Origin of the sequence: Streptomyces sp. CA-278952 (assembly GCF_028747205.1) — a bacterium.
Lineage (GTDB): Bacteria > Actinomycetota > Actinomycetes > Streptomycetales > Streptomycetaceae > Streptomyces.
Genome location: NZ_CP112880.1, coordinates 1,651,722 through 1,667,197, shown reverse-complemented (window position 1 = coordinate 1,667,197; position 15,476 = coordinate 1,651,722). Strand labels below are relative to the sequence as shown.

Below are 15,476 nucleotides of genomic sequence, written 5' to 3'. Positions count from 1 at the left end.
GGCCATGAGGGCTGCGGCGAACGCCGCCCCGTACCGGGCGGCGGGCCTTGGCTTCGACCGGATCATGATGAGCTTCCTTTCGCCGTGCTTGCGTCATTCCATGCGGCCGGGCCGGGCCGTGCCGGTCGCGCGAGAAGCCAGCCGAAAAGGGCTGACGTGGTTGTGCCTTCCTCACTGCGAGAGGTCAGTGACCCGCCGTGTCGAGGAGAGAGGAGTACCGCAGGCGGAGCGCGCGCTCCATGCTCGCCAGAACGGCCCCGCCCCCGAGTGCGAGGTTCAGCCAGATCGGCAGATGTATCGGCGATTCGAACGTTCCGACCCGCTGCGCGACGGGAGGAATCTGAGAGACGGGTTCAGCGAGCTGCAACAGGTTCAGGCCCACACCGATGACAAGCAGCAACACCGATCCGATGCCGATCGCCCTGCTCAGTCCCGGATGGCGGGTGCCGAAATGAGCCCGCCGTCCCTCCGCCGAGGCCGGGTCGGGCGTGAGCTGCTGCGGCTGTCCGCCCAAGGGGCGGTAGTGGCAGCGCCTGATGCCGTAGTTGCTCATCGCCACCTCGATGACGCCCCCGTCGACTGGGAAGGCCGCGGGCAATCTCGACTCGGCCACGTGCCTGCCGTCCAGGAACAGATGCGCCCGGATCCTGCTGTTGTCCAAGCGCGCCCAGTGCCGTACGTCGACGGCGTGCAGGTGGGCGTGGCCGTCGGCACCGGGAAGCCGTAGCCAGAACAGGGAGCGCAGGGGGAGCTGCCACCAGCGGAACCGCTGCAGTTCCCTGCCGTCTCCCGGCTTGAGGCGCTTGGACGCCGCCCACTGCTTCCAGGCCATGCTCCGTCCCTCCTTCGCGTATCAGCCGCACCATCGCTAGTACAGCGTGTTAGGGACACGCTAGCACGCTGTACTAGTACGGCGTGCCAGTACAGTAAGGAGAGCTGGGAGAAGCGAAGGAGAGCAGGCATGGAAACACGCGAGAAGATCCTCCAGGCCGCTGCGGAGATGATCGCCGAGGACATGACGGCGAAGCTGAGCGTGCGAGCGGTCGCCGCGCGTGCGGGAGTGAGCACCGGCTCGCTGAGGTTCCACTTCCCCACCCAGCGCGCCCTGCAGGACAGCTTGCTCGCGCGGATCTACGAGCACCTCCTGCCCGGCGACCCGATCCGGGACCGGACACTGCCGCCCCGCGACCGGCTGCTGAACTGCCTGCGGCAGGTTCTCGCACCGCTCGGCACCAACGAAGACGCGCGAACCGCGTGGGGCACGATGTATCGGGCCTTCATCGAACCCGAGTCGACCGAACCAGTACGCGCTGCATACCTCGGCCATGAACGGGAGGCGGAGCGCCGGGTCGAACACTGGCTGACCGTGCTCGCCGAGGAAGGCGCACTGCCTCCGGGAGACCACACCCGCGACGTCAGGTTCCTTCTCACCGTCCTCAACGGACTCTCGGTCCAACGTGCCCTGCCCGCAAGCGAATCCGTCCTCATCTCCGAGACCGAGACCCTCAACGCCGCCGTCGACCACGTCCTCTCCGCCGGCCCCGCACCATCCGCCGGACCGACTCGGCCGTGAACCGAACCAACCACCCCTCTGCGCCGGTTCCGCCTGGCGGGTAGGGGCGCGAGCAGAGCGTGGAGACTCCACTGCCGGCGTACTGGCCCGGTGGCTGCGGTTCGGACGACGCGTACCAGGTAGACGCGTACCAGGTACCCGAGGTAGTACGACGCCGGCCGGGGTGCTCCCTCAGCTCAACAGCTTGCTGCGGGACCACGCTCTCGCCTGCGCCGGCCTGCCGTTGCGTCATGGTTCTCCATAGGTCCACGGCGCGACCGCGCCGACCGCACCGGACGGTGAGGGAGACATCGATCGTGGCGTGGAGCACCCGGGAGATGGCGGAGCTGGCCGGCACCAGCCTCAGGGCCGTACGGCATTGCCACGACATCGGCCTGCTCGACGGGCCGGAGCGCTTCTCCAGCGGGTACGAGCAGTACGGCGTCAGCCATCCCGTCCGACTCCTCCGAATCAAGCGCCTCGCCGCTCTGGGCTTCTCCCTCTCCCGGATCGCGGACATGCGTGACGGCCCGGATGCCGACCCGGTCCCGCGTGATCTGCCGGCTCTCGACGAGGAGTCGGCCGCCGCCATCGAACGCCTGCGACACGCCCGCGCCGAGGTCGGCGCCCACATGCGCAGAACGGCCACGACCGATCTTCCCCTCCGCCTCGCCTCCGTGGACGGGACAGCAGAGCTCCCTGACCCCGACCGCTCTCTTGTCACCGTCCTCGGTACGGTCCTCGGCCCCAGTGGGATGGACGCCTACGCGGACTCGCTCCGTGAGAAGCCGCAGCCGGTGGCACGCGATCTCGACGAGCTTCCCGCCGATGCGGACGAGCCGGCGCGCCGGACTCTCGCTGAATGTCTCGTGCCTTACGTCCGAGGTCTCCGGGCCAAGCATCCCGGGCTGAGCGACCTCGCCTCGGACGCCCCGCGCGGCCGGCAGCACACCGCTCGCACCATCGGCAAAGCCATGACCGATCTCTACAATCCGCCCCAGTTCGACGTGATGCGGCGTCTGCACACACTTCTGTCCGCTACGGGCGACCCACGGTGACGGCCTCCGGGGAAGGTCAGTCCGCGCGGCAGAACGTGTCCTTCGTGGGCATCTCGCCCCCGACGAGGTAGCCCGTGGCGGTGTTCAGCGCGCAGGAGTTCTTGCCCAGGACGTACACGCCGTGCCCGCTGTCGTCGACAGTGACCAGCCGCGCCCGGTCGCCGAACTTCTCGCGCAGCAACTTCCCGCCCCGGTGCGGGGTCGACGCGTCCCATCGGTTCTGCAGGAGCAGCACGTTGCGCGGACCCTCGGCGTCGATCTTCACCGGCGGTTCGGCGGGGGTGTACGGCCAGAAGGCGCACGGTGTGATGTTGGCGGTGGCGGCGCCGAACAGCGGGTAGCGTTCGCGGTCCTCGGCGACGCCCTGCCGGTAGGTGTTGACGTCCTCGGGCCACTCGACGTCGTTGCAGGTGACGGAGAGGAACACCGTCAGGGCGTTGTCGTTCGGCGACAACGCCCCGTCCGCCGATCCCTTGGGGACGGCAGCCAGGCCGCGGGCCGCCGCCTCGTCACCTTCGAGCAGCGCCTGCCAGGTCTGCGCCAGCTTGGGGTACTGCGACTGCTTGAACAGGTGGCCGAACGTCAGGAGCCGGAAGAGGCTGCCGTCGATCCCCGCGACCGGAGCGTCGTCGAGTGTGCCGGCGATGGTGAGGTAGGACGCCCGTACCTGTTCGAGGGTGCGGCCCAGTCCGTAGCTGTCGTGCCGACGGGCGGCCCACTTCGCGAAGTCCGGCAGGGTCTGTTCCATGCCGAGCGCGTAGCGGCGCAGGCCGTCGCGGTCGAGGTGGGTGTCTCCGATGTTGCTGTCGAGCACGATCCGGTCGGCGCGCTCGGGGAACATCGACGCGTAGGCGGCGCCGAGTGCCGTGCCGTAGGAGTAGCCCAGGTAACTGGTCTTCTCCTCGTTGAGCGCGGCCCGGATCCGGTCCAGGTCGCGGGCGGTGTTCGCCGTGGTGAGGTGGCGCAGCATGCCGTCGTCGTTGTCCGCGCACTGCTCGGCCGCCTGCTCGGCGATTTCCGCCTGTGCGGTGACCGCGGCGTCGTCGACCGCGTAGGGCGGGATGTTGGAGTAGTAGGGGCTGTCCGTGGTGAAGCCGCAGCTGACCGGTGTGGAACGGCCGATGCCGCGGGTGTCCATGCCGATCAGGTCGTAGCGGTCGGTGACGCTGCTGGGCAGGCCCTGGGCCACCAGCAGCGCCGACAGCGCCAGCCCGGACCCTCCGGGGCCGCCCGGGTTGAGCATGAGGAGGCCGCGCCGCTTGTCCGGGTCGGCGGCGGCCAGCCGGGAGACGGTGAGGTCGATCTGCGTGCCCTGCGGGTCGGCGTAGTCCAGCGGGACGGGTACGGTGGCGCACCGCAGCTCGGTCGGAGCGGCTTCGGCCACGACGTCGTCGGGGCACTGGCCCCACTCCACCTGCGGCGTTCTGGGCTCATCGGCGGCGGCGGGCACCGCGGCCAGTGAGCCGCCCAGGCTGAGTACCACCAAGAGGGCCAGGCTCTGACCTGCACTGCCTTGTCGTTTCATGTCCAGTCTCCGCATACCGGTTCGTGGTCGTGGTCGCGACCATTCCACTCCGTGCCCTTGGGGCAGGGTCAACAAGGGCCGACGTGGAACCGGCCGGTGGTTGACCGTGCCCCGGGGGCACGGTCTTGAATGGGTGTCGGGGAGAATGCTGGAGGAGGGGCTTCTGGTGGCGTGGAGTACGCGTCAGCTGGCGGGACTCGCGGGCACGACGACCAAGACCGTGCGGCACTACCACGAGATCGGCTTGCTGGAAGAGCCGGAACGGGCGTCCAACGGCTACAAACGGTACGAGGTCAGCCATCTGGTCCGCCTGCTGCGCATCCGCAGACTGACCGACCTCGGCGTGGCCCTCGGGGACGTCCCCTCGATCGAGAGCGGCGACGAGGAGGCGCGGCAGATCCTCCGGGACCTGGACGCCGAACTCGCGGCGGACATCGAACGCCGGCAGCGGATGCGGCGGGAACTGGCGGCCGTCTTGGAGAACCGGGCCGCGCTCGACATGCCCCAGGACTTCCAGACGCTCGCCGACGACCTGCCCGAGACCCAGCGGTCCCTCCTCATGGCCTACTCCAGCATCCTCACACCCGTGGCGATGGCAGCCCTCCAAGAACAGCTCGCGGGACCTCGCGGGGATCTCGAAGCGGAATTCGCGGCACTCGACGAGGACGCCCCCGACGAAGTGCGGCAGCGGCTGGCGGAACGAATGGCGCCCGATGTCCGCCAACAGCACAGGGACCACCCCGGCCTGGCCGACCTGGGTTCGTCCTCGCACAGGGAGGCAGCGGTCGCCGAGTCGGTCGTCGTGCACGCGCTGGTCGAGTACTACAACCGCGCCCACCTCGACGTGCTGCGACGCGTCCACGCGATCCTCTTCGAGGACGACACCACGGAGAGCGAATGGAACGATTCCCGGGGTGAGCCGGTATACCAGCCTGTCGCTCATCCCGACCTGCCCGGATGAGCCAGGGATGCGGGGTCCTGCTGCCCTCGTCCCACTCGGTCGCGCCCGGACCGACGTCGCGATAGGGACGGTTGCCCATGATCCTGCGCGGACGGCCTCCTCGGCTGCGACGCGACCGGGTCGGCGACTCTCCCGGCATCTCCGGGCCGTCAACCGTGACGCTCGTTTGACGTTCCGGGGGCCAACGGGTGACACGGGGAGTCGGAGCCCCCCTTCTGACCTGCTCTTTCTTGTGGTGGGCGCAGGCTGACATCTTTCGGATGACGCGCCATGTGGAGTGCGTGGCGTTGAACCTGTCGCAAAGGCCGCCTGACCTGCAGGTTTGAGTGGTGTGCGTTATGTGCGCTGTGGGCGTTACGGCGATATATCGACGCATATTCGACGCGCGTTGGGCCCTTCCGACGCACGTTCTGCTGAGGTGTCAGATGCTCGTTTCTGCAGGTGACGGTGGGTCGAGTACGGCTTGAGGGGGCTCCTTTCTTTACCGCCTCTCGGTGAAGCCGTGCTCGATAGGGCCTGGTGTGAGGCTCAGTGCGCGTTTTCAGCGTGGCCACTGATCGGGTGACGCCCGTGAGGTCGAGGTGAGGCCGCGACGGACAAGGCCCCCGTGCCGTTGAGGGGGGTGCTCGAAGTCTCAACCCACCGGCAGAGAGGCCTGTTGGTTGCCCGTCCTGCCGCACTCGACCTTCCGCACGCACTGGTCGAGTGGGTCACCATGTGCTGAGGAAGCATCGCTCGGATTCCATTGCCGCAGGCATCGGAGCGAGAACCGCCCAGCGATGAAGCGGGAGTCGGCACCGAGGGACAGATCCACCTCGTGATGCCGGCGGAGTTCGGCGCCTGGCCGACCGTCCACAACCGTTTCCGGCAGTGGTGTGACGCCGGGGCCTTCGAGGCCCTGCTGGAGGGAATGAGCGCGGAGGCCGCGCAGCGGGTCCGCTCACACGTCCTTGCGCAGCTGGATGGTGACGTTCCGTCCGACGCCTGGGCGCAGTGGGCCCGCGTGGGGGAATCCGAGTGCGGAAGCCAGATCACGCCCGTGAAGATCGACCACGGACTCGGCCAGCAGGCAGAACGTCTCCATCGCCGCGTGGCCGCGCCGGATGCCGACCGCGCAGGTGGCTGCCGCGATCAGGAGCGCGGGCCACCACCACGCGGCGAGTGTCAGATAGAGCGTTGACCAGGCGACGAGCTGGGAGGCCGCGTCGTACGCCTGGCGCGCCGTGCGCAACTCTGCGTGGATGCCCTCGGAGGTCAGCAGCCACAGTCGGGGCCAGGCCGCACCCAGATCCAGGCCGTACGTGGTGAGGACCCTCCGGTCCGCCGCGCGGACGCGGTCACCCGCCCACGTGGGCCCCTCCGGTGGGACGAGACAGACGCGGTCGCGCTCCGCGATCAACCGTGCCGGTTCCTGGTCGCTCAACTCCGTCCGGCCGCTTTCCGGGATGTCGAGGAGCCGGGCGTGAGCACGCCAGCCCTCCCTGACCCGCTCGTCGGCGAGGGTCCACCGCGCTCTCCGGCGGCGGGTCAGTCGTGCACCGGGCCACCGAAGTACGCGTGGCCAGTCGCCGATCCACAGCCGGTCGACGCCTCCGCCCAGCGCCCGTACCAGCAGCCCCGTTGCCACGGCCAGCAGGACGATCCCGGCCGCGACCGCCAGCGCCGTGCCCAGCGACCGTTCGCCGGGGCGGGAGGCCAGGGTGTCGAGGCGGCGCACGACCGCCGGCAGGTCGTACCACCGCCGGTGACCAAGGACCGCCCCCGTTCCCACGGCCCCCAGGAAAAGCAGACTCGTCGGCACTAGATAGCTGAGCCAGCGGGTGGCCAGGCTCTTGCCCAGCTCCGACAGCAGGCCGTTCACGCGGGGGAGTCGAGTCGGCGCAGCCGCTGCGCGTGCAGCCGGCATTCACGGGGCACCTGCGGCGGGTCGTCGAGCAGGACGGCGCGCGAGCAGCGGCCGACCGGGCAGACCAGCACGGGCGGCGCGACCGGGTGTCCCCGGACGGCCGGCAGACCGCCGACGCCCGCGCCGCGGGTAATGCCGTTGAGTCCTGCGGCGACGCCGACACGCCGCAGCAGCCGGTGCAGGTCGCCCTGCGCGCCCGTGACGTCGCCGCCTTCGCGCAGTACGCCGAGGATGCGCTCGGCCTCCAGGCCCGCCGCCTCTCCCGCAGCGCCGGCGAGCGTCAGGATCTCCTCCATCTCGACGCAGATCCGGGCGAGCACGGCCCTGGAGGAGGTCGTGCCACCACCGTCCGATGCCGCTGTTGCTGCCACACGACCCCCTGTGCTTCCTCAGCGTCCCCTGCTTCAATGCTAGTTGGGTGAACGGGACGCTGTCCCGGCACTGAGGAGCGCGGGCGAACGGGGGCGCGGCCATGTTCGGAAAGCGCGGCGGAAAGCGCAGGCGGGCGAAGCAGCGCGAGGAGGAAGAGGCCCTGGCCGCCCTGATTGCGCTCTTCGGCATGGAGTCCGACGGCCGTCCTGTCCCTCCCCTGAACCTCGGCGGCCCGACGCCGTCGGCCGGTCCGTTCCGGACACCGGGATCCGGCTCCTCGGACGAGGCGATCGAGACGATCGGACGCGGCGAGCAACTGCACGAGATGTTCGACGTCACGCACGAGCAACGCCACCTCGACGAGGCGGTACGGCTCTTCACCCGCGTGCTGCGCACTGCCGAACCGGGGGAACTGCGCGCCGCCGCGCTGAACGGACTGGGCAAGTGCGGCTGGTCGCGCTACGAACGCTTCGGCCGGCGTGCGGACATCGACCAGGCCGTCGCCCACCTGCGCGACGCCGTCGCCGCCGCGCCCCCCTACCACCCCATGGTGCCCGCCTGCCGGGCCAACCTCACGGGGGCGCTGGTCACCCGCTGGTCGGCCGCCACCGGCCCCGCCGACCTGGACGAAGCCATCGAGGAGATCCGCGCGGCACTGAGGGACACCTCGCCCGGCGACCCGATCCGGGCGTCGCGGCTCAACACCCTGGCCGGCGCCCTGAAGTCGAAGGCCGAGGCATACCAGGACTCCTCGGCACTCGGCGAGGCCATCAGGACGCTGGAGGAGTCACTGAGTCTGGCCCGGGCGGGCGGCCGACGCAGCGACGTCACCATGGCCGCCTCCAACCTCGCGGAGGCGCTGCGCATGCACCATGCGTGGGCACGCGACAAAGACGCCCGGACACTGGCCCGCGCCGCCGACCTGGCCCGTGAGGCCCTGGCGGGGACGGCGCCGACACATCCCACCTGGGCGCGTTTCCAGTCCAACCTCAGCCTCGTTCTGCAAGATCTCTACCGTGCGTGTGGGGACCTCCGCGACCTCACTGCGGCCGTATCGGCGTCCCGTAGCGCGCTGGCCGCCACTCCCCGGAGTCACCCCAACCGTGTCGAACGGCTCGCGGCGCACGCCGCCGCCACCCGCGCCGAGTTCGAACACGCGGCGGGCCTGCGCCATCTGTCCGACCCCGACGCCCTGTTGATGCCGCTCCCGGAGTTCCTGAAAATCACCTTCTCGCGAGGGCTATCGAAGGAGAACCGGGACCGGCTGAAGGCTTCGGTCCGTGCGGCCGAGGAGGCGGCTGCCGCCACACCGCCCGGTCACGTGATGCACGGAATCATCCAGACCCATCTGACATCGGCCAGATTCGCCCAGGCGGGCCTGACCGGCACCAGCAGGAGCACCTCCCCGCGGCGGCTCGTGGACGACATCGACTCGTCCGCTCACGACACCACCCTGGCCGTCCGGCTACGTGTCCACGCGGCACGCATGCTCGCCGCCCTGTGGATGCTGGAGGCCATGTCGGACACGGGCGAACGGGCCGATCGGGCACGAAAGAAGGCACAGACGGCCTTCGATCTCGCCCTCGAACTGATGCCGCGCCTGAGCACGCAGTCCCTGCCGCGCGGCGACCGGGAGCGGCAACTGGGGCAGAGCGTCGGCCTCGCCCGTGATGCCGCCGCCTGCTCGCTCAGCCTGCTCCCGCCCGACCCGTACGCCGCGCTGCGCCAGCTGGAACAGGGCCGTGGCGTCATGTTGGGCCAGGCTCTCGACGCGCGTACCGATGTGACCGAGTTACGCGTCCGCCACCCCCGACTCGCCGAGCGGTACGAAGAGTTGTGCCGCGAGCTGGACCGCCCGGAGGTGGCCAGTTTCTCGCCGCCGCCACTCGCCGCCGACGTGTCGCACGGTGCCGTTCCCCTGGCGGGTGGGGAACGGCACGCGCTGGCCGCCCAGTGGGAGGACCTCATACGCACGGTGCGTGACACGCCCGGATTCTCCGGCTTCCTCCAGCCCCCCGACCCCGTCCGGCTGGCGGCCGAGGCGGGCGCGCACGGTGCCGTCGCCGTCATCAACGTCAGTGCCCTCGGATGCCACGCGTTACTGCTCCAGCACGGACACCTGCGGGCGCTGCCGCTGCCGCGCGTGCACTACGACGACCTGCTGCGGGAATCCGGTGCCTTCACGGAGAACCTGCGCAAGGCAACCGGCACCGGACTGCCCCTCACCGAACAGGCGGCGGCGCAGCAGGACATCGTCCGGACGCTCGCCTGGCTCTGGGAAGCCGTTGCCGAACCGGTGCTGGGCGCCCTCGGCTTCACCGGGGCCCCACCCGAGGGCCGGACACCACCCCGGATGTGGTGGGTCCCGACCGGGCCGCTCACCGTCCTGCCGCTGCACGCCGCCGGTCTGTCGGCGACACCGGGTGCGAACACGCTGGACCGGGTCGTGTCCTCGTACACCACCACAGTCCGCGAGCTGGTGCGCGCCCGCGCACGTCCCTCCTCGCCCACCCGCCGCACGCTCGCCGTCGCCTTGCGCCACACTCCCGGCGCCGCCGAGCTGGGCCGGGCCGAGAGCGAGACCCGCGCACTGGCGCAGCACCTGCCGGTGGAGCTGACACTGACCGGCCCTCGGGCGAACTACCGAAGCGTGCTCGACGCCCTGCCCCATCACACGTGGGCCCATATCGCCTGCCACGCGGTCAGCGCCGCAGACGCCGACTCCGGGGGCCACCTGCTGCTTCACGACCATGCCGAACGCCTGCTGACCACGGCGGACATTGCCCGGCTCCGGCTGGACCAGGCAGAGCTGGCCTACCTCTCCGCGTGCGACACGCTGCGTGGGCGCGACGCACTGGCCGACGAGGCGATGCACATCACCGGTGCCTTCCATACGGCGGGCTTCACCCAAGTGATCGGGACGCTCTGGCCCGTGGACGACGAGGAGGCCGCCGAGATCGCGAAGGACTTCTACGCGAACGTGACGACTGATCCGGACTTCTCCAGCGGGTCCGGCGCCTTGGGGGCCGCTCATGCCCTCCACGAGGCGGTCCGCGCCCGACGCGAACAGAACCCCGACACTCCGACGTTGTGGGGCGCGCACGTGCACTACGGGGCATGAAGAGCCTGTTTCGAAGTCCGAGTGAATATCCGCCCAGCCCAGGAGTCGAACGGAGACTGGCGGACCGCCGTACAGGCCGTGCACCGGCTGCGCGAGGTGTGGACTGAGACCGAGCTCCAGGATGTCCGGAGCACGCGGTCTGTACCGCCGACGACCCGACGGCCGCCGCTCACGCCCGGCCGGTCCGGGCCGGGCGAGTGCGCCCATCACCTGGGCGTCAGACGAGACGTGACTGCTGCCGCAGCGGGCTGCTTGCCCGGTGCAGGCTCCTGAGCGCTTGCCCGTAGGAGGCGATGAGCGAGGTCTGAAGGTAGGCCACGCCCAGCTCGTCGCAGTAACGGTGCACGAGTAGCTGTGCCTTGCGCAGATTCGGCGAGGGCATGCTCGGGAACAGGTGGTGCTCAATCTGGTAGTTCAGTCCGCCCAGCACCACGTCCGTGCACCAGTTTCCGCGCACGTTGCGGGAAGTGAGGACCTGCCGGCGCAGGAAGTCGGGCCGGTCACCGCCGGTGAGCGTCGGCATTCCCTTGTGATTCGGGGCGAAGATGGCTCCCAGGTAGACCCCGAAGAGGCACTGGTGCACGACGAGGAACACCACGGCCTTCCCCGGGGACAACACGAGGAACAGTGCGCCGAGATACAGGGCGAAGTGAGTGACGAGAAGAGTTCCCTCGATCCGGCGGTGCTTGAGGCTACGGTCCGCCAGCGCTCGCATGCCCGCGACGTGCAGGTTGAAGCCCTCCAGCGTCAGCAGGGGGAAGAACAGGTACGCCTGTATCCTGCCAAGCATTCGGGGCAGACCAGTGGCCTTGTGGGCCTGTGCCTGACTCCAGACAAGAATGTCGGGCGCCACGTCCGGGTCGAGCTCTTCGTGGTTGGGGTTCGCGTGGTGGCGGGAGTGCTTGTCCTGCCACCAGCCGTACCCCATGCCGATCCCCATATTGGCGGCGAGCCGCCCGATCAGCGCGCTCGAACGGCTACGCCGGAACACCTGACGATGACCGACGTCGTGCGCGACGAGCGCGACCTGCCCGAAGACCGCAGCGAGGAACACAGCGGTGAGCAGCGTCCACCAGCTGTCGCCGACCGTCACGAAGGCCAGCCAGCCGACCGCGTAGGCCGCGGTCACCAGCGCCATGCGCACGCCGTAGTAGAAGGGGCGCCGCCGCAGCAGCCCCGCGTCCTTGATCTGTTTGGAGAGACGCGAGAAGTCACTGCCCGCTCGTCGTTCCCGAGTCGGGGCAGTGTCGCTCGCGTGGTGTTTCGTGTCTGTGGTCATCGTCGGTCCTGTCGTCCGCGAACGGAGCAGGAACTGACGGGCGTCGAAGGAGGGTGAGTGGTCGGCATGATGCCTCGTTTTCCGGCGCCGGCCCGCGTGCGGATGACGTCACAACGGCACGTCGCACATGAAGTCGGGTCGGGGCGGTAGGGGGATTGAATCTGCGACGCCGCCGTGGCGAGGTGTCCAACAGATCGGTTCCACACTGTGCTGGCACAGCACTGGCATTCAGCGCGCGTCACAAAATCGGCGCGGACGCCCGTATCTCTCCCCAGGGCCAGGGAAGAGCAGCCATGCACCGGGGCGTCCTGACTTCAGGGTACACAAGGCGTTGTAGGGGCCGGATGTGGTCGGAATCAGGCCACGCTTCTGCCGCATGCTCGATCCGCGTGCACGCTGAGAGGCACCCCCCTGTGCGGGTCGCTCTGGAGCCACCGCCGTGGTGCGGATGACCCCCTGAGCCTGGGCCCACTTCACGGAGGAGGGGGGACCACACGCGAACGCTCCCGGCGGGCCGGTGATCCTGGTCGTGACCCCGGTTGCCAGGAGCCCAGTGCGCGTCGTGCGGCGCGAACTGGGCGTCGCCGGCTGCCCGGCCACGCCGGGGGCAGTGTCCGGTCGGACTACCCGGCGCCCGTCAACGACACCGTTCTTGTCGGCGAGCTCGCCGCCGTGCACCGCGAACTGTTCGGACTGCCCGGAGTGCTCGACTTCGACCGGCCTTGCTGGGCGGTGAGCGCGGCCCGAAGTCGTCCGCACCCGTACGTGCCGGATGCGGGGGCCTCGGGCGGAGGTGCCGAGCCGGTGTTGGAGAGGTTCCGCAGGTCGATGCACGCGGGTCGATGCACGCGGGTCGCCCGCGTTCGACGGCTGTCGAGCAGGTTATGCGCTGACGCTTGTTTGACGCTCCGGCACCCGGATGGCTGACAAGCCGGTCGCAAAGGGTGGCTGACCTGTGATTTTGTGCGTGGGCATGAGGGGCGATGGGGGCGCTACGGGCGATGTCCTGACGCTTGTTCTGAAGGGGTACCAGGCGAGTGTGGGCAGGTCAGGCGGCGCCAAGACCGCGAGCTGCGACGCGAAGCCGAGGGCAGGTGACGCTCAGGTGGAGTCGCAGGGCCAACGCGATCGACCATCGCGGTCGCGTCACCTTCCTGGCCCTTCCTCTGGAGAGTTCAAGTCACGCGCGATTCTGCGAGGGCCGTCACCTGCTTCGTCTGTGTCGCCGACGATGCTCGAAATGCTCTGGTGACCAACTTTCCGCTCCTGGCGACTGGAAGACCCGAAGCGACTCGCCTCTGAATCCGGTGAGCCGTTTCGGAACTGAGTTTAGTTCGCCACTTCGGCACTCAACTCGATTGCGGATGCCTCTGAAATGTCAAGCGCTTCAATAACGTGCCCCGCCGCCTCTGCGGAGAAGAGTGCGTTGGTCACGCTGAGGAGAAAGCCGGGCGTAGGTGGATGGTAAGCTTCTCGCTGCAGGGTGAACTTTTCTCCGCTGGGCAACGCAAAAGCGAAGCACAACCATTCAGCGAGTGAGTCCACTCCGATATCGGGCCGCCCCCAACGGCGATAGAGTGCCATGAGGTCAACCTGGACTAGCGCCAAGTATCGTATTTCCTTTGACGATATTTCTTGATCCGGAATTCGCTCAATGTTCGTAAAGTGTGGTTTCACCTGAAGATGCTGCCTTGCGCTCGTGATGATGATCGGGATGCCTGCCATATCCGTTCCATCGGATACGGAACTCTCCTACTCTTGTCCTGCCGGCTTTTTCTGTGCCGCCCTGTGCGCCTCGGTGAGGGCTCGTTGTCTGAGGTTGCAGCCGAACAACTGGACAGTGGCGGCGGCCAGGACGTCATCCCTGCCGATGGTCCGAGTGCCCCCTCTGCGGGCGGACGGGGTCCGGAGGGGATCCATGAGGAGCGGGGGCGGGGCGGATTCATCCGATTCCGCCAGGGTGACCGTACCGAAACGGTTGCCCGCGCCCTCGCGGACGATCGTGGCCGCGTCCCGGGCGAGGTCCGTCAGGAATGTGCTCGCTATGCCGTCCAGGTCGCGGACCATCGCGGGGGTGGCCGTCGCCACCTGGCTGCGTAGTATTTTCTTTACTCCGGCCTCGAATCTGTGGGCGCCGACCAGAGCACTCGGTCTGCGTGACCTGCTGCGCTTTCCAGCAGCCACCATGGCACCGTCAGCGTCGTACAGGACACCGGTCAGACCGTGAAACGTCGGGCTGTGGTCGTACCACTTGACTCCCACCTCAAGCTCGACGTTCCGGTCGATCGCCGAGAGAAGGTCCCGGGGGAGCAGTTTCTTCCGTGCCTCGTGCGCCGCCGCTCCCCTCGCGCCGTCGATGATCTCCGCCAGCACTGTTCGCGTCACCGATGCGGCGGCCCACGCTGCCTGCCTGGAGATGTGCATCGGGGTTACCGTCCTGAAGACCACTCTGACGAGAGAAGGCTTGAACGGCGTGACGTCCATGGCCGCGGCGGTTTCGGGCCCGCTGGGCTCACGGGATGCGTGCTGTGCGGTCATCGGAGGAAACGCTCCCTGTTACCGGAGTTACCGGAGCTTTCGGTGTTGTCAGTGTTGTCGGAGGGGCACGCTTCATCACCCGTGCTCTCTTCTCCCGTCCTCCGTCGACCGTCCGAAGAGGCCTTTCGCCGAGTTTGTCCGTGAAGCCGCTTGCGGTGATGGCCGTTGCATCGACCGCTGTGCCGGCTTGGCCCCAGGCCAGGCGGATTCCTTGAGCAGCACGGCGACAACGCCCGGAATTCGTGCTGCCGCGCGGTAGAGGGCCGCGGCTGCCTCCGGCGGTGCTACCGACTTCCGCAGCAGGTCGCCGATGATGACGAAACCTCCTGGTCCGGACCGGTGGTGGAGCCGGAACCTCGTCGGATCGCGCCATCGACCGCCCCTGCCTGGTCCTACGCCCGAGGCTCGATCAGGCCGTCGACCGTGACGCCCGCGCCCCGCCCGTCTCAGGCAGTGCTGCCCGTGCTGCCCGCGCCCCGATCGGCCCGGTATGCGCGGAGGAACGTCCGTACTCCCTCGACGACGAGAGGGCGTACGCGGGGGTCCTGTGCGGCGTTCGCGGAGCCGAGGCGGTCCAGTGCGACGCCGAAGGTCAGCGCGAGGAACTGGTCGGCCGCCAGCCGGGCGTCGGGGGCGTCGAGCAGCCCGGCCTCGGCGAAGGCCGCGAACCGCTCGGCGATCGCCTCGTCGGGAGTGTCCGCCATGGGGTTGTAGTCCTGCTGCGGCAGCTGGCCGGACTCCGTCCGGACCAGGCGTTGCAGTGTCGTGTACTCCGCCGAGCCGAGCATGTCGGTCGCGATGCGCAGCGCGAACGCGACCAGGCCGTCCTCCAGTTCGGCGGGCTCGGTCAGGTCCGCGAGGGTGTCGTCGAGGGTGCGCCGGACCGTGGTGACCAGCGACTGGCCGACCGAGTCGACGACCGCCCGCAGCAGGGTCCGCTTGTCGCCGAAGTAGTCGTAGACCGTCCGCTTGGACACCTCCGCCCGGGCGGCGACCGCGTCGACGCTGGAGCGGTCGAAGCCGTCGGCGAGGAACAGTTCCCTGGCCGCCGAGAGGATGGCGGCCCGTTTCTGCGAGGACCCCTCGCGCAGGGTCTTGGTGATCGGCATGGGCTCATCCTAACCGTTCTACACTGCACGGTGTAGTGTAGTTCTGGTCCGGTGA

The 15,476-nt window shown here is 69.1% G+C and carries 12 protein-coding genes; 4 read left to right on the top strand and 8 right to left on the bottom strand.

Annotated features, from left to right (window positions below):
* Positions 1 to 184: 184 nt before the first annotated feature.
* Positions 185 to 832 (bottom strand): hypothetical protein, encoded by a 648-nt coding sequence (locus N7925_RS07200; RefSeq protein ID WP_274343395.1) that lies wholly within the window; start codon positions 830 to 832, stop codon positions 185 to 187.
* 129 nt (positions 833 to 961) lie between these two features.
* Here N7925_RS07200 and N7925_RS07195 point away from each other — a divergent pair, with 129 nt between their 5' ends.
* Together N7925_RS07195 and N7925_RS07190 are read left to right on the top strand one after the other, a co-directional pair.
* Entirely contained in the window at positions 962 to 1,573 is a 612-nt protein-coding gene (locus N7925_RS07195; RefSeq protein ID WP_265598662.1) for a TetR/AcrR family transcriptional regulator, read from the top strand.
* 296 nt (positions 1,574 to 1,869) lie between these two features.
* The gene (locus N7925_RS07190) at positions 1,870 to 2,610 is read left to right on the top strand and encodes a MerR family transcriptional regulator (RefSeq protein WP_274343394.1); all 741 of its coding nucleotides are present in this window, start codon (positions 1,870 to 1,872) and stop codon (positions 2,608 to 2,610) included.
* A 16-nt stretch (positions 2,611 to 2,626) separates the two neighbouring features.
* Here the strand turns inward: N7925_RS07190 and N7925_RS07185 are convergent, their stop codons facing one another.
* On the bottom strand, positions 2,627 to 4,135 hold the full coding sequence (locus N7925_RS07185) for an alpha/beta hydrolase (protein WP_274343393.1): 1,509 nt from the start codon (positions 4,133 to 4,135) through the stop codon (positions 2,627 to 2,629).
* Positions 4,136 to 4,301: 166 nt separating this feature from the next.
* On the opposite strand from N7925_RS07185, the gene N7925_RS07180 reads away from it, so the two are divergent.
* Complete coding sequence (locus N7925_RS07180; RefSeq protein WP_274343392.1) at positions 4,302 to 5,096, top strand: helix-turn-helix domain-containing protein; 795 nt, start codon at positions 4,302 to 4,304, stop codon at positions 5,094 to 5,096.
* 940 nt (positions 5,097 to 6,036) lie between these two features.
* On the opposite strand, the gene N7925_RS07170 is transcribed toward N7925_RS07180, so the two are convergent.
* Both N7925_RS07170 and N7925_RS07165 read right to left on the bottom strand, forming a co-directional pair.
* Positions 6,037 to 6,957, bottom strand: a complete 921-nt coding sequence (locus N7925_RS07170; RefSeq protein ID WP_274346607.1) for a hypothetical protein — start codon at positions 6,955 to 6,957, stop codon at positions 6,037 to 6,039.
* A complete protein-coding gene (locus tag N7925_RS07165) occupies positions 6,954 to 7,373 on the bottom strand; it encodes a hypothetical protein (protein WP_274343391.1) in 420 nt (139 codons plus the stop codon). Before N7925_RS07165 ends, N7925_RS07170 begins: the two co-directional genes overlap by 4 nt.
* A 101-nt stretch (positions 7,374 to 7,474) precedes the next feature.
* Here N7925_RS07165 and N7925_RS07160 point away from each other — a divergent pair, with 101 nt between their 5' ends.
* Complete coding sequence (locus tag N7925_RS07160) at positions 7,475 to 10,495, top strand: CHAT domain-containing protein (RefSeq protein WP_274343390.1); 3,021 nt, start codon at positions 7,475 to 7,477, stop codon at positions 10,493 to 10,495.
* Positions 10,496 to 10,712: 217 nt separating this feature from the next.
* Here the strand turns inward: N7925_RS07160 and N7925_RS07155 are convergent, their stop codons facing one another.
* The 4 genes from N7925_RS07155 to N7925_RS07140 all read right to left on the bottom strand — a co-directional run bounded on the left by N7925_RS07155 (position 10,713) and on the right by N7925_RS07140 (position 15,421).
* Positions 10,713 to 11,774 carry a fatty acid desaturase family protein gene (locus N7925_RS07155; protein WP_274343389.1) on the bottom strand — a complete coding sequence of 354 codons (1,062 nt, stop codon included), beginning with the start codon at positions 11,772 to 11,774 and terminating at the stop codon, positions 10,713 to 10,715.
* Between the two features lie 1,329 nt (positions 11,775 to 13,103).
* On the bottom strand, positions 13,104 to 13,499 hold the full coding sequence (locus N7925_RS07150) for a hypothetical protein (RefSeq protein ID WP_274343388.1): 396 nt from the start codon (positions 13,497 to 13,499) through the stop codon (positions 13,104 to 13,106).
* 27 nt (positions 13,500 to 13,526) lie between these two features.
* Positions 13,527 to 14,312, bottom strand: a complete 786-nt coding sequence (locus tag N7925_RS07145; protein WP_274343387.1) for a hypothetical protein — start codon at positions 14,310 to 14,312, stop codon at positions 13,527 to 13,529.
* A 446-nt stretch (positions 14,313 to 14,758) separates the two neighbouring features.
* Positions 14,759 to 15,421: a TetR/AcrR family transcriptional regulator gene (locus tag N7925_RS07140; protein WP_265598653.1), complete on the bottom strand. Its 663-nt coding sequence runs from the start codon at positions 15,419 to 15,421 to the stop codon at positions 14,759 to 14,761.
* Positions 15,422 to 15,476 lie beyond the last annotated feature (55 nt).

What these genes read in the sequence shown, in the direction of transcription:
- N7925_RS07160 (WP_274343390.1), top strand. Translation starts at nt 7,475, where the DNA reads ATGTTCGGAAAGCGCGGCGGAAAGCGCAGGCGGGCGAAGCAGCGCGAG.
- N7925_RS07140 (WP_265598653.1), bottom strand. Translation starts at nt 15,421, where the DNA reads ATGCCGATCACCAAGACCCTGCGCGAGGGGTCCTCGCAGAAACGGGCC.
- N7925_RS07195 (WP_265598662.1), top strand. Translation starts at nt 962, where the DNA reads ATGGAAACACGCGAGAAGATCCTCCAGGCCGCTGCGGAGATGATCGCC.
- N7925_RS07155 (WP_274343389.1), bottom strand. Translation starts at nt 11,774, where the DNA reads ATGACCACAGACACGAAACACCACGCGAGCGACACTGCCCCGACTCGG.
- N7925_RS07185 (WP_274343393.1), bottom strand. Translation starts at nt 4,135, where the DNA reads ATGAAACGACAAGGCAGTGCAGGTCAGAGCCTGGCCCTCTTGGTGGTA.
- N7925_RS07150 (WP_274343388.1), bottom strand. Translation starts at nt 13,499, where the DNA reads ATGGCAGGCATCCCGATCATCATCACGAGCGCAAGGCAGCATCTTCAG.
- N7925_RS07200 (WP_274343395.1), bottom strand. Translation starts at nt 832, where the DNA reads ATGGCCTGGAAGCAGTGGGCGGCGTCCAAGCGCCTCAAGCCGGGAGAC.
- N7925_RS07145 (WP_274343387.1), bottom strand. Translation starts at nt 14,312, where the DNA reads ATGACCGCACAGCACGCATCCCGTGAGCCCAGCGGGCCCGAAACCGCC.